The organism is Salinarimonas chemoclinalis (assembly GCF_041514305.1).
GTDB lineage: Bacteria > Pseudomonadota > Alphaproteobacteria > Rhizobiales > Beijerinckiaceae > Salinarimonas > Salinarimonas chemoclinalis.
Genome location: NZ_JBGMWH010000006.1, coordinates 156,811 through 169,186, shown reverse-complemented (window position 1 = coordinate 169,186; position 12,376 = coordinate 156,811). Strand labels below are relative to the sequence as shown.

The 12,376-nt window shown below is 70.9% G+C and carries 12 protein-coding genes; 9 read left to right on the top strand and 3 right to left on the bottom strand.

The features are described from left to right. Window positions 1-5 precede the first annotated feature (5 nt). From AB9M23_RS12545 to AB9M23_RS12515, 7 genes are all read left to right on the top strand, one after another. Window positions 6-425 carry a GtrA family protein gene (locus AB9M23_RS12545; protein WP_372424886.1) on the top strand — a complete coding sequence of 140 codons (420 nt, stop codon included), beginning with the start codon at window positions 6-8 and terminating at the stop codon, window positions 423-425. A gap of 9 nt (window positions 426-434) precedes the next feature. Then, the gene (locus AB9M23_RS12540) at window positions 435-1,922 is read left to right on the top strand and encodes a hypothetical protein (RefSeq protein WP_372424885.1); all 1,488 of its coding nucleotides are present in this window, start codon (window positions 435-437) and stop codon (window positions 1,920-1,922) included. A gap of 350 nt (window positions 1,923-2,272) precedes the next feature. After that, complete coding sequence (locus tag AB9M23_RS12535; protein WP_372424884.1) at window positions 2,273-2,887, top strand: hypothetical protein; 615 nt, start codon at window positions 2,273-2,275, stop codon at window positions 2,885-2,887. A 23-nt stretch (window positions 2,888-2,910) separates the two neighbouring features. Then, window positions 2,911-4,596, top strand: a complete 1,686-nt coding sequence (locus tag AB9M23_RS12530) for a methyl-accepting chemotaxis protein (protein ID WP_372424883.1) — start codon at window positions 2,911-2,913, stop codon at window positions 4,594-4,596. A 178-nt stretch (window positions 4,597-4,774) separates the two neighbouring features. Further along, the gene (locus tag AB9M23_RS12525; protein ID WP_372424882.1) at window positions 4,775-5,218 is read left to right on the top strand and encodes a curlin; all 444 of its coding nucleotides are present in this window, start codon (window positions 4,775-4,777) and stop codon (window positions 5,216-5,218) included. Window positions 5,219-5,243: 25 nt separating this feature from the next. Continuing rightward, on the top strand, window positions 5,244-5,639 hold the full coding sequence (gene csgH / locus AB9M23_RS12520) for a curli-like amyloid fiber formation chaperone CsgH (protein WP_372424881.1): 396 nt from the start codon (window positions 5,244-5,246) through the stop codon (window positions 5,637-5,639). Between the two features lie 38 nt (window positions 5,640-5,677). Further along, window positions 5,678-6,109, top strand: coding sequence for a curlin (locus tag AB9M23_RS12515; protein WP_372424880.1), 432 nt, complete (start codon window positions 5,678-5,680; stop codon window positions 6,107-6,109). 14 nt (window positions 6,110-6,123) lie between these two features. Here the strand turns inward: AB9M23_RS12515 and AB9M23_RS12510 are convergent, their stop codons facing one another. Both AB9M23_RS12510 and AB9M23_RS12505 read right to left on the bottom strand, forming a co-directional pair. After that, window positions 6,124-6,819: a L,D-transpeptidase gene (locus tag AB9M23_RS12510; protein ID WP_372424879.1), complete on the bottom strand. Its 696-nt coding sequence runs from the start codon at window positions 6,817-6,819 to the stop codon at window positions 6,124-6,126. 82 nt (window positions 6,820-6,901) lie between these two features. Then, complete coding sequence (locus AB9M23_RS12505; RefSeq protein ID WP_372424878.1) at window positions 6,902-7,519, bottom strand: anthranilate synthase component II; 618 nt, start codon at window positions 7,517-7,519, stop codon at window positions 6,902-6,904. A 167-nt stretch (window positions 7,520-7,686) separates the two neighbouring features. On the opposite strand from AB9M23_RS12505, the gene AB9M23_RS12500 reads away from it, so the two are divergent. Next, window positions 7,687-7,977: a DUF3072 domain-containing protein gene (locus tag AB9M23_RS12500; RefSeq protein WP_372424877.1), complete on the top strand. Its 291-nt coding sequence runs from the start codon at window positions 7,687-7,689 to the stop codon at window positions 7,975-7,977. A gap of 33 nt (window positions 7,978-8,010) precedes the next feature. Further along, entirely contained in the window at window positions 8,011-9,591 is a 1,581-nt protein-coding gene (locus AB9M23_RS12495; protein ID WP_372424876.1) for a hypothetical protein, read from the top strand. A gap of 352 nt (window positions 9,592-9,943) precedes the next feature. Here AB9M23_RS12495 and AB9M23_RS12490 read toward each other — a convergent pair whose 3' ends face one another. Continuing rightward, a complete protein-coding gene (locus AB9M23_RS12490; protein ID WP_372424875.1) occupies window positions 9,944-12,301 on the bottom strand; it encodes a bifunctional salicylyl-CoA 5-hydroxylase/oxidoreductase in 2,358 nt (785 codons plus the stop codon). Window positions 12,302-12,376: the final 75 nt, after the last annotated feature.

The following is a 12,376-nucleotide window of genomic DNA, read 5'->3' as shown; positions in this document are numbered from 1 at the left end:
GGGGCGTGGTCGCCGCCACTTCACGGCTCGCCCGCACCCCGCTCGTGCGGCTCCTCGCCGTGGGCGGCGTCTCGACCGGCCTCTACCTCGCGCTCGCCTTCGTCGGCGAGGCGCGGCTCGGCCTGCCCGCCGCCGGCGCCTCGATCGGCGCCTACGCCGTCACGGCATCGTTCTCCTACCTCGCGCACCGCGGCTTCACCTTCCGCTCGACGCGCCCGCATCGCGAGGCCGCATGGCGCTTCTCGGTGCTGACGGCGGCGGGGTGGGGCGCGGCGCTGGCGATCCCCATCGTGCTGACCGACGTCGTCGGCGCGCCGCCGTCGGCGAGCTTCCTCGCCGTGGCGATCGCGATCCCCGCCGCGAACGCGCTGGCGCTGTCGCGCCTCGTCTTCGCGAGGGCACTGACGACGCCCCACACCCGCTAGGCGACGCCCATGCAGCCCACGAGCCCCGCCTTCGCCGCCGCCGACCGGCCGCTGCCGCTCGGCCTCGACAAGACGCTCCTCTACCCGGCCCTCGCCTTCGCCGCGTGCCTCCTCGTCGAGCTCCTGCGTGCGCCGATGCTGCTCGGCGATCCCGATACGCAATGGCACGTCGCGATCGGGCGGCACATCCTCGCGACCGGCACCTGGCCACGCGCGGACCTCTGGTCGCACACCTTCCTGGGCGAGCCCTGGATCGCCAAGGAGTGGATCTCGCAGGTCCTGCTCGGCGGCGCGCATCTCGCGGCGGGCTGGCCGGGCGTCGCGTTCCTCGCCAGCGTCGCCATCGCGGCCAAGGTCTCCTGGCTGCTGGCCTTCCTGATGCGCCGCCTCGAGCCGCGCGTCGCGCTCCTCGCCTTCCTCGTCGGCGTGTTCCTGGTGATGTTCGGCTCGCTCGCGCGTCCGCACGTCCTCGCGCACCTCCTGATGATCGGCTGGCTCGTCGGCGTGACGCGGGCGGTCGAGCGGGGGCGTGCGCCTCCGCTCGCCCTGGCGCTCCTGATGATCCCCTGGGCGAACATGCACGCGAGCTTTCCCCTCGCGATCGGCCTCGCGGGCCTGCTGGGGCTCGAGGCCCTCGCGCGCGCGCCCGCGGCCGAGAGGGTGCGGCTCGCGCTCTCCTGGGCCGGCTTCGGCCTTCTCGCCGTCGCCTGCACCACCGTGACGCCCTACGGCGCGACGCCGCTCCTCGTCGCGATCTCGGTCTTCGAGGCGAAGGAGGCCGTGCTCTACATCGGCGAGTGGCAGCCGCTCGAGCCGCTCGGAACGCACTGGTTCGTGCTGCCGGCCTTCGCGGGGGCGGCGATCGCGGTGGGCGCCATCGGGCTGCGCGACCCGCGCGCCGGGCTCGTCCGCGGCGCGATCGTGCTGGTGTGCGGGTACATGGCGGTCCAGCACCAGCGCTTCGTGCCGGACTTCGCCATCGTGGCGCTCGTCGTGCTGGCCGATCCGCTGGCGCGGCTCCGGCCCGGGCTCGCGGCCCCCCCGCGCGGCGCGCCGACCCGCACGACGCGGCCGGCGGTCGCCGGCGTCCTCACCGCGGCCCTCGTCGCGGCCCTGCTCCTGCCCCGCGCGTCGATGGCGCCGCACCCCCGGGTGACGCCCGTCGCGGCGCTGGAGGCGGCGCGCGCGGCGGGCTCGGCGGGCACGCCGGTCCTCAACGACTACCCGCTCGGCGGCTTCCTCATCCTGGAAGGCGTCCCGACCTTCATCGACGGGCGCTCCGACCAGCTCTTCATCGACGGCTTCATGCATGCCGTGCACGCGGCGCTCGAGACCGCCGACGCGACCGCGCTCACCGCGATGGCGGACCGCCACGCCGTCGGCTGGGCGCTCACCTCGACCGGCACGCTCCTCGACCGGCGGCTCGCCGACGCCGCCGGCTGGCGCGAGATCCACCGGGACCCCCACGCCGCCGTCTTCGTGCGCGCGCGCCCCTGACGCGGCGCCACGGCGTCCCCGTGGAGCCGTCCCTCACCGCCGCTCCCCGCGACACCCGCCCCGCCTCCCGGGCGGGTGTTTTCGTTCCGGATCGGAGCGACCGCCCCTCTCGATCGCTCCGGGAGGACGCGCCTGAGGTTTCAATCATTCCATTCATGCACATTACCGGTTTGGGTGGCGAGTTTTTCGACGGGAGATCTATCCAGAATGAAAATTAATGCGGCCATCCCCCTCCGAAATCATCCAAAGTAGCAGCGATTGCTGAAATACCTACGCACGTATCCATTTCTCTTAAATCTCCATTCAGATGATGGGACTAACATTTGAGCATCTACACGGAGAAATCGACAATGCGCGCCCAGACATTCGGCCTCGCCCTGCTCGCCGCCGGCGCGGCTTCGACCCCGGCCCTCGCCCAAGGCTCTCCCCCCCGCGCGGACCTGCTCATCGACGACGCCGTGATCGCGGACGTCCGCTCCTGGCTGGAGCAGGAGATCGTGCGGCTCTCCGTCGAAAGCCAGAACGAGCGCTACGCCGGCATCGACGCCGCCCGGATCACCGCGCTCGACGCGCAGTGGGTCGAGGAGCGCGCGTCGGCGGACAAGCCGCTGATCGCCGCGACGCTCTCCTCCCCTCTCTCGGTCTATCTCACCCGCGTCCAGGCCGGCGCGCTGGGCCTGTTCGTCGAGGTCTTCGTCACCGACGCCTATGGTCTCAACGTCGGCCAGAGCGCGATCACCTCCGACTACTGGCAGGGCGACGAAGCGAAGTACCAGAAGACCTTCCCCTTCGGTCCGAACGCCGTCTTCATCGACGAGCCCGAGTGGGACGAGGAGATGCGGATCTGGCGCGCCCAGCTCAACCTGACCGTCACCGACGCGTCCCGCACGACGCCGATCGGCTCCGCCACCGTCGAGATCAACCTCACCGAGCTGATGCGCCGCAACGGCTTCGTCGGCGGCTGAACCCGAGGACCCGGACAGAACCCATGCTGAACGATCTCTCCGTCACCAAGAAGGGCCTGGCCGCCTTCGTCGGGCTCGCCCTCGTCGGCGTCGCCGCCGGCCTCGTCTCGTTCGACCGCGCGAGCGTCGCGGGCGACGCCATCGAGCGGGCCCGCGAGGCGCAGGAGCTGATGGCCGACGCCCGCGCCATCGAGGGCGCCGTCCTCGGCCAGGCCTTCGCGTTGCAGAGCTTCATCGTCTCGGGCGACCGCGACCGGCTCGGGGAATTCGAGACCGGGGTCGAGACGACGCGCGCCGTCTTCGTCGAGCTCACCGCCGAGGCGCAGGTCCTCGCGCCGGCGCTCGCCGCGAAGGCGCGGGAGGCCGAGCAGGGCTGGAACGCCTGGCGCGAGGCCTATGCCGGTCCCCAGGTCGAGCGCATGCGCGACCCGATCACCGTCGACCTCGCCCGTGCCGTGGCGAGCACGGTCGAGGCCGATCGCCAGTTCCAGGCGGCGGTCGAGGGTATCAAGGCGGTCGAAGCCGACACGATCGCGCTGAGCGACACGCTGGTCGCGGCCCAGGAGGCGGCGCTCTCCACCGTGAAGGCGATGGGGCTGGGTGCCTCGCTGCTGATCGCAGCCGTGGCGCTGGCGCTCGCCTACATGAACTTCGCCACGATCTCGCGCCCGCTGGCGCGGCTCGCCGACACGACCCAGCGCCTCGCCGAGGGCGATCTCGACGCCGAGGTGGACGCCACCACCCGTCGGGACGAGATCGGTCGCATGGGTTCGGCGCTCGGCGTCTTCCGCGAGAACCTGGTGCGCACCCGCGCGCTCGAGTCCGAGACGGCCGAGCAGCGCGAGCGCGCCGAGCAGCGCCGCCGCGAGGAGATGGCGCGGTTGGCCCAGGAGTTCGAGGCTTCCGTGCTCCAGCTCTCCGACGAGATGCAGGCCGAGACCGCCCGCCTCTCCGAGGCCGCGGCGACCCTGTCGGGCATCGCCGCGCAGACGACCGAGCAGGCTGTGGGTGCCTCCAGCGCCTCCGAGGAGACCGCCGCCAACGTCCGCGGCGTCGCCTCGGCCGCCGAGGAGATGTCCGCCTCCATCAACGAGATCTCGAGCCAGGTGAACGCCTCCTCCGAGATGGCGGTCCAGGCCGCGGGCGACGTCGAGCGCTCGAACGCGGCGCTCTCCAACCTCAACGGCGTGGTCCAGCGCATCGGCGACGTGACGAAGCTCATCTCCGAGATCGCCGCGCAGACGAACCTGCTGGCGCTCAACGCCACGATCGAGGCCGCCCGCGCGGGCGAGGCGGGCAAGGGCTTCGCCGTCGTCGCGGCGGAAGTGAAGTCCCTCGCCGACCAGACCGGCAAGGCGACCGAGGAGATCGCCGGCCAGATCGCCGAGATGCGCGGGGCCGCCCAGGCCTCGATCGAGGCCGCCGCGGCGGTCGCCGAGAAGGTGCGCGCCATCACCGAGCGGATGAACACGGTCGCCGCCGCCGCCGAGCAGCAGAACGCGACGACCGGCGAGATCGCCCGCAACGTGGCGGAGGCGGCCTCCGGCACGCAGGACGTCAGCCGCACCATCGGCGAGGTCTCCGGCCAGGCGACCCGCACGGGCGAGCTCTCCGAGCTGGTCGAGACGTCCTCGGGCACGCTCCAGCAGCGCTCGACCGCGCTGCGCGCGGCGATGGACGCCTTCGTGAGCCGGGTGCGCGCCGCCTGAGGCGACGCGAGACGCATGGCGCCGAAGGGCGCGCGGGGCGGGGCGCCCCGCGCGCCCTTCGCGCGTTCGCGGACATGAATCCTGCCTGAACGCGTGGTTCAAGTCGCGTTCCGCGGCGCTCCTCTACACCTCGGACACGCCGGACGAACGGCGGCCCCGCAACGGAGGAGACCCGCACATGACCACCTTCCGCAAGACCCTCGCCGCAGCCCTCGTCGTGATCGCGACCGCCTCCGCGGCGGCGCTGCCCGCCTCCGCCAACGAGATCTCCATCCGGCAGTACGGCCACGGCCACGGCGCCGGCGGCGACCAGACGGGCTGGCGCAACCGCATCGGCGTGTTCCAGGAGGGGCGCTTCAACGATGCGACCGCCCGCCAGAACGGCCGCCGCAACACCGCCGCGATCGGCCAGAACGGCTTTCGCAACCACGCCGACACGTGGCAGCGCGGGCGCGACAACGCCGCCGGCGTCGGGCAGTTCGGCAGCGACCATTCCTTCGTCGTGACCCAGGACGGCAACGGCAACATCGTCGCCGGCGTCCAGGTGGGCCGCGGCTGCGCGGGGGAGGTCGTCCAGAACGGGAGCGGCAACGTCTCCGCCTTCGTCCAGACCTGCAATTGATCCCGCGATCGGAAGGACGACCGCCATGACCACGACCACCGCGAAGCTGGCCGCCGCCGCCGCAGTCGCGCTCAGCGCGCTCGGCCCCCTCGCCGCGTCGCTCGGCGCCAACGCCGCCGGCGGGACGCCCCCCGGTCTCACCTGCGAGATCCGCACGAGCCGCGCAGGCGGGCTCCTCGTCCTCGAGCCGGTCGTCCGCTCCGATCGCGCCGCTCGCGGCGACTGGGACTTCGTGGTCGAGGGGCGCGGCGCGGGGAGCCGCAGCGACATCGCGCAGGGCGGCGCTCTCACCCTCGCCGCCGGCGAGACGGCCCGGCTCGGGCAGGTGTCGCTCTCGTCCTCCGCGCGCTTCGAGGCGCGCCTCGAGATCGATGCCGGCGGCCGCCGCGCCGCCTGCCGCGCGGTCACCCCGCGCGGTTGACGATGCCGCTTCACGCTCGACCGAACGGAGACGACACGATGGCCCGCACGCTGACGACCCGCATCTTCACGACCCGCGCGCGCCGCGGCCTCGCCGCCGCCGGCTTCCTCGCCGCCGCCCTCGCCGGCGGTCCGGCCCTCGCCGGGGGGACGCTCAGCGTCACCGCGAACCCGGACGGGAACGCCGGACGGCTCCTGGCCGCCGGCCTCGCGATCTACGGCATCGCCAAGGACATCGACGCGAACGGCCGCATCACCCAGCGCGGGCGCGACAACGCGGCGGGCCTGCTCCAGGACGGGCGCGGGCATCTCGGCATCGTGCACCAGGAGGGTACGGGGCACGTGGGTACGCTCGAGCAGAGCGGCGCGGGCAACAGCTACGGCCTGTTCCAGTTCGGCCGCGGCGCCCGCGCCGCCGTGCGCCAGCACGGGGTCGGGCGGAGCGGTGTGACGTTCCAGCTCGGGTTCTGAGGGCGGCTCCCTCGTCAGAACAGGCTCGTGAACAGCGCCCGCCGCGACGGCGCGGGCGCCGCGGGCTCGACGTCCGGCGCCAGGGCGTAGAAGCCGCCGACGTTCTGCTTCACCTTCACGGTCGCGCCGATCTCGGCGCGCTCGTAGAGGTGCAGCGCATCCTGGTTGAGCATGCGGATGCAGCCGGAGGACACCGCCTCGCCGATCGACCAGGGCTCGTTCGTCCCGTGGATGCGGTAGAGCGTGTCGCGGCCGCCCTCGTAGAGGTAGAGCGCGCGGGCGCCGAGCGGGTTGTCGACCCCGCCCTCCATGTGGGACGGCAGCTCGGGCTGGCGCCGGCGCATGGCGGCGGGGGGCGTCCAGCCCGGCCAGCGCGCCTTGCGCCCGACCCGGGCCGTGCCGGACCAGGAAAACCCGTCGCGCCCCACGCCGATCCCGTAGCGCCAGGCGGTGCCGTCGTCGCGCACGAGGTAGAGATGCTTGTCCGCCGTGTCGACGATGATCGTGCCCGGGCGCTCCGGGCCATCGTAGACGACCTGCGTGAGCCGCAGGTGCGCCGGCATCAGCCGCGGGTCGACGAAGGGGATGTCGTAGGGCTCGTCGGGCATGTAGCCGGTGTACCAGCCGGTGGTCTGGGCGAGCACGGGGAGGGACGGAGCGACGGCGACCGTCGCCGCGGCCGCGCTCAGGAGCGAGCGGCGCGTGAGCATGGATACACCTCGGTTCGGATGGTCTCGGCAGGATAAGCTTCGAGCCACATCCGGGTTCCCGAGGCGGACGCCGCGGCGTCCGTCACCCGTTGCGCCAGGCTCTCGCGAGGTCGACGAAGTTCCCGAGGATGGTTTCGCCGTGCTCCGAGAGGATGCTCTCGGGGTGGAACTGGACGCCGTGCACGGGAAGCGTCCGGTGCGAGGCGGCCATGATCTGGCCGTCCCGCGTGTGCGCCGTGACCTCGAGCACGTCCGGGCAGGTGTCGCGGTCGACGACGAGGGAGTGGTAGCGCGTCGCGGTGAAGTCCTGCACGCAGCCGGCGAAGAGCCCCGTCCCGGTGTGCTGCACGCGGCTCGTCTTGCCGTGCATCGGCAGCGGTGCGCGCACGACCGCGCCGCCGAAGGCCTGCCCGATCGTCTGCAGGCCGAGGCAGACGCCGAAGATCGGAACCCGGCCGGCTCCCTTCTCCACCACCTCGAGGCAGACGCCCGCCTCGTTGGGCGTGCACGGCCCGGGGGAGAGCACGATCGCGTCGAAGCCGCCGTCGAGGATCGCGTCCGCGCTCACGACGTCGTTGCGCACGACCTCGATGGCGCGCGTGAACCGGCTCACCAGGTGAACGAGGTTCCAGGTGAAGCTGTCGTAGTTGTCGACGACGAGGAGGCGGGGCGTGTCCGAGGCGGGCATGACGGTCGACATGGGCGGGCGGCTTCCGGTTGCGCCCCCGACCTCTAGCAGGAGCGGTCCGCGGGCGCAAAACGTCCGCGGCCGGCGCCGCGCGGGAACCGCGGGGAGCGGGCACCGTTCTCTGGCGGACGAAACGAGAACGAGCTCGTCCGAGAGCGACATCACGACGGAGAACCCGCATGCCTTCACAGAACGACCACGCCCGCGGCGCGCACGAGGATCCCCCCGAGGTGCAGAACCCCGAGCGGAACCCCGAGGGGAACCCAAAGCAGACGCCGCCCGCCGACAACAAGGAGAAGGATCCGGAGGAGTGGGTCACCGGCCACGAGCCGATGACCGGCGCCCAGGCCTCGTACCTGAAGACCCTGTCGGAGCAGGCGCACGCGCCCGAGCTCTACGACCCGCGGCTCGACAAGGCGGAGGCGTCGAAGCGCATCGACGAGCTGCGGGCGCGGACGGGGAAGGGGTGAGCGTGGCGGCAGCCGGCTCGCGCCGACTGCCGAATGCTGCGAAGCTTCCGTTTGCCGCATCAGCAATGCGTGGTACGGGTCCCCGTCGGGCCGGCATCTCTGGCGGGGGCATTGATGGGGAAGGGAAGTCTCGTCTTCTGGAGCATGGTGCTCGCACTGTGCGCCGCCGTCTTCTTGTCGCGGGCGATCTTCGCGATCGCCGAGACCACCTGGTCGCTCGGCTGGATCGCGGGGCTCATCGCTCTGCTCTACTTCGTCTTCCTTCTCGAAGGCTTGCAGACGGCTGCGACGCAGTTGCTGGCGGCCGACGCCGACAGCCTCCATCGGTTCGTCGACGAAAGCCGCGCGCTCAAGGACACCGAGAGGCGGCGCATCAAGAAGCTGGTCGGCAAGCTCCGCGACGAGGAGACGGCGTTCAAGTCGGGCCGGGAGCTGCTCGCGATCACGGCGATCGTGTGCATCGCGCTGCTCTTCCAGTCTTTGCCGTTCGATCCGACGGGGGCGTCCGTCGCCGCGCTGCTCGGGTCCCTCGCAGGCGACGCGCGGGCGCAATGGGAACAGCCGGTCGCGCTCGCCATCGCAGACATGCTGCTCGGATCGGTGTTCGTGCTGGTGCTCGGGCACGTCGCCACCGCCATCGTGGTCAGCGCACTGCTGCCGTTCTGGGTGAGCCAGCTGCTGCCGCAGGTGCTCGCCGAACGTCGAGGGATCGGCTTCACGCTGCTCTGGCTCGCGCCGCATCTGGCCCGTGCGAGCATACGCCTGGGCCGTCTCCGGATCGGCGAGCCCAGCGTGAAACTCTCGACGGTCATCGCGAAAGCCCTCGAACTCGACGAGGAGGAGCGAATCGTCGTCGGCAGCACGCAGCTGCTCGAGCGCCTCGAATCGTATTTCGGCCTCGTCGTCACGAAGCGGACGATCGACATCGATGCGAGCGGGTGCGTGGTCACCGAAACCTGGACCATTCGCTTCAGCGCGCGACGCCGCGAGGTACGGCAGTTGATCCGGATTCCCGTGACACACGTCCGCCTTCGCCGTTGGGAGGCGCGTCTACCCGATGGGGTTCAGGCCGGCAGGCTGATCAAGATGATGCTGATCACCTATGAAGAGTTGCAGCGAACGTCGGTCGAATCGTCGGACACGATGCGCCACGATGCCGGCGATGACCCGGCTGGAGATGCGCAGCCGAATGGCAAGGGGAATCATCTGGCGCGACGGCAGGTCGGTGAGGAACTCGTCTTCCTGCTGGAGGCACCTCTTCAGGAATCCTTGCCACGGAAGGGCCGGATCTCGGAGGAAGTCGATCTGGAGCTGACGTACGAGATGCCTGCGCTCGACTGCGACCTCGACGACGCGGAGACCTTCTCTTTCGACATCGCCAAGCCGACGGAACTGATCGAGATATCTCTCCGAGCGCGGGGCGGGCAGTTCATTCGTGAGCCCGCCATCCGGTTCGTCCAAGCGGACGAGATGAACATACTGAGCCGACCCGACGAGGTCTTGAGCGTCCAACCGTCGGTCGATCCGGACGGCAGTGGCTACAAGGTGAGGGTCGAGCATCCTCCGTTCGGAAGCCGTATGCTCCTGTCACTCGATCTCAGGGATCACGCCTGAAGTCAGTTGCCGGCACTCGCGGGATGGTTCGAGCGTACACGCGCGCGCTGTGGCTCCGATGTCCCATCCGACCGCCGCGCATCGCGGAGTTTCTCGGGGGTGATGAGGACGTCGATCTCCAGCGGACCTGGAGCCGCACGTGAGTCGGTCGCGCTTCGCTCGACGAGTGGCTTGACGTCTTTCCAGGTCGTCAGAGACTTCATCGCCGCCTTCCCCCGATGTCCGACGAAGCCGGCATGAGCCGCCCGACCGGACGAATGCAACGTTAGACTGCTGTCATCCAAAAGTCAAGAACGCGTTGATCGCGCACGGCGTTCCACCACCACTCCAGCTCGACTCCACCAATGTTTCCCTACTCCGCCGCCTGCCGCACCCCCGCCGCCGCCTCCGCCTTCAGCTCCGCGCGGGTCTTGGGCTTGCCGCGGATCTTGAGGTCCTCCAGGTCCGCCCGGTCGCGCGCGGCGTTGCGCAGGATCTGGTCCTGGCCGGGCAGGTACTGCGGCGGGCAGTGCTGCTTCACGCCGTACCAGGCCGCCGCCTTCATGGTGAACGCGGGATCGACGAGGTGCGGGCGGCCGAGCGCGACGAGGTCGGCGCGGCCGGCGGCGAGGATGGTGTTGACCTGGTCCGCCGTCGTGATGTTGCCCACGCACATGGTCGCGACCCGGGCCTCGTTGCGGATGCGATCGGAGAACGGCGTCTGGAACATGCGCCCGTAGATCGGGCGCGATTCCCGCACCGTCTGGCCGGTCGAGACGTCGATCAGGTCGACTCCGGCCTGGGCGAACGCCCGGGAGATCGCGACGGAATCCTCGGGCGTCAGCCCGCCCTCGGCCCAGTCGGTGGCGGAGATGCGCACCGACATCGGCTTGCGCGCGGGCCAGGCGGCGCGCATCGCCTCGAACACCTCGAGCGGGAAGCGCAGCCGGTTCTCGATCGTGCCGCCATAGGCGTCGGTGCGCTGGTTGGTCAGCGGCGAGAGGAAGCTCGCGAGCAGGTAGCCGTGGGCGCAGTGCAGCTCGATCATGTCGAAGCCCGCCCGCTCGGCGCGTTCCACCGCGGCGACGAAATCGGCCTTCACCGCGTCCATGCCGGCGCGGTCGATCTCGCGGGGCACGGCGCTGTCGGGGAAGTAGGGCAGCGGCGAGGCCGAGCAGACCTCCCAGCCGCCCTCGTCGAGCGGTCGGTCCATCCCCTCCCACATCAGCTTCGTCGCGCCCTTGCGGCCCGCGTGGCCGAGCTGGAGCGCGATCTTCGTCCCCGAGTTGGCGTGGACGAAGTCGACGATGCGCGTCCAGGCGGCCTCCTGCGCGTCGGTCCAGATTCCCGCGCAGCCGGGGGTGATCCGGGCCTCGGGGGAGACCACCACCATCTCGGTGAACATCAGGCCCGGCCCGCCGATGGCGCGTGCGCCGTAGTGCACGAGGTGGAAGTCCGTCGGCATGCCCTCCTGTGCCGAGTACAGGCACATCGGCGACATCACCGCGCGGTTCGCCACCACCATGTCGCGCAGACGGAAGGGCTGGAACATCGGCGCGACGGGGGCATCGACGTCGACGTCGAAACCGGCCTCGCGCACCTCGCGCGCGAACAGCCGGTCGACCTCGGCGACGAAATCCGGCGCGCGGAGCCGCAGGTTGTCGTAGGTGATGGCCTTGGCCCGCGTCATCAGGCCGAAGGCGAACTTCACGGGGTCGAAGTCCCAGAACCGCGCCACGTGCTCGAACCAGACGAGGGAGACGTCGGCGGCGTGCTGGGTCTTCTCGGTCTCCTCGCGGCGCCCGGTCTCGAAGGCGGCGAGCGCGGCCGGCACGTCGTGGGGCTCGCGCCGGAAGCTCTCGTAGAGCGCGATCGCGTCCTCCATGGCGAGCTTGGTGCCCGAGCCGATGGAGAAATGCGCCGTCGACTTCGCGTCGCCGAGCAGCACGATGTTGTCCTTCACCCAGCGCGTGTTGCGGATCATGGGGAAGTTGCGCCACAGGGAGCGGTTGGTGATCAGCCCGTGCCCGTCCAGCCAGTCGGAGAAGATGCGCTCCATGAGCGCGGCGCTCTCCGCCTCGCTCATGGACGCGAGGCCGGCGCGCGCGAAGGTCTCGGGATCGGTCTCGAACACCCAGGTCGAGCGGCCCTTCTCGTACTGGTAGGCGTGCGCGATGAAGGGACCCCACTCCGTGTCGCGGAAGACGAAGGTGAAGGCGTCGAGCGGCCGCGTCGAGCCCATCCAGGCGAACGTGTTGGGGCGCAGGTCCACCCGCGGCGCGAAGTGCTCCGCGTGCCGCTCGCGGATGCGCGAGTTGATGCCGTCGCAGGCGACGATCAGGTCCGCATCGGCGAAACGCGTCTCGTCGTCGATCTCGACCTCGAACTCGAGCGCGACCCCGAGCTCGCGGGCCCGCTCCTGGAGGATGAGCAGCAGCGTGCGCCGCGAGCAGCCGCAGAAGCCGTTGCCGCCGATACGGTGGACGTCGCCCTTGAAGTGGATGGCGATGTCGTCCCAATAGGCGAATTCCTGAGTGATGCGCCGGTAGCTCGGCGCGTCGTAGCGCTCGAACCCGTCGAGGGTCGCGTCGGAGAAGACGACGCCGAAGCCGAACGTGTCGTCGGGGCGGTTGCGCTCGTAGACGGTGATCTCGTGCGCGGGGTCCTGCTTCTTCATCAGGATCGCGAAATAGAGGCCGGCGGGGCCTCCCCCGATGACGGCGATCTTCATGGCGCGCCCTCCGCTGCTGTCGGCGAAATGATTTAAGCTTAAAACAATTCGCCCCGCAAGCCGTGCCGCCCCGGA